General features: G+C 56.6%; 1 protein-coding gene. It reads right to left on the bottom strand.

The features are described 5' to 3' along the window. A partial coding sequence (locus tag ACZYSM_RS29155; RefSeq protein ID WP_489077130.1) for an IS630 family transposase occupies nucleotides 1-1,071 on the bottom strand: 1,071 nt, incomplete at its 3' end. Between the last annotated feature and the right edge of the window lie 79 nt (nucleotides 1,072-1,150).

The raw sequence follows: 1,150 nt of genomic DNA, 5'->3' as shown, positions 1-1,150 counted from the left end.
CCCCTCCATCTGCGTCTCCATCGCCTCGCGTGCTCGCCGTATCTTGCTCAAAATTTCCTCGCCCTTTGCGTTCCAAACGTACCGGGTCGGTCGTGCGTTCCGTAATGCTAGGAAGGCGGTAATCGAGCTTTCCAACTCACGTACGGAGCCGAAGCTGCCGTCGCGCAAGAACACGGTAATGTCCCTGAAAAACCGCTCGACCATGTTCATCCACGAGCTGGAGGTCGGTGTGAAATGCACATGGAAGCGCTGATGTTTCGCCAGCCAAGCCTTCACCTTTGCGTGCTTGTGTGTCGCATAGTTATCCACGATCAGATGCAGCTGGAGATGCTTGGGCGTTTCCTTGTCGATTTTCTTGAGAAAAGCCAACCACTCCTGATGACGGTGCTGGCGCTCGATGCTACTGATCAGTTTGCCCTGGAGATAATCCAGCGCTGCGAACAGCGTGACCGTGCCGTGGCGAGTGTAATCATGGGATTTTGTTTGGATATGACCGATCCCCAGAGGCAGCCCAGGTTGTGTGCGTTCCAAGGCTTGCACCTGACTTTTCTCGTCGCAGCAGAGCACCAACGCCTTGTCTGGCGGGGCCAGATACAGACCGATGACATCCCAGAATTTCTCCTCGAACTGCGGGTCGTTCGACAGTTTGAAGGTACGTGTCAGATGAGGTTTCAAGTCATTGGCCGCCCACAGTTTATGCACGGTGGTCGCTGATATGCCGGCGGCACGGGCCATGCTTCGGCAGCTCCAGCGGGGCTCGCCGATACGAGGTTGAGTGACCTGTTCGAGCACGCGGCGGATCGTGTCAGCAGGCAGAGGGGATTTGCGTCCTCGGCCAGGCTTGTCGAGCAGGCCTTCCAATCTGAGCGCCTGAAAACGCTGGCACCAGTCGGTGACCGTAGGGCGAGAGAAACCTGTCAATCGCACGATTTCTTCTCGCGTTGATCCTTGCGCTGCCAGCAAGATGACGCGGGCTCGACGGCCATCGCGCTGACTGATGGTGGCGGAACGTACGCGACGGCTCAGTTCGGCAAATTCTTCGGGGCTAAGCGTAATGTCCAGAGCGCTCACCAGGAACTCTCCAAGGTAGGAATGGCACCTGAAGTGTAGTGCAAGCATGGAGAAATTTATTTCGCAAACAGCACACTAG

The organism is Pseudomonas sp. F220, from assembly GCF_057813935.1.
The sequence above is the reverse complement of the archived record's forward strand: the minus strand, read 5'-3'. Positions and strand labels throughout refer to the sequence as shown.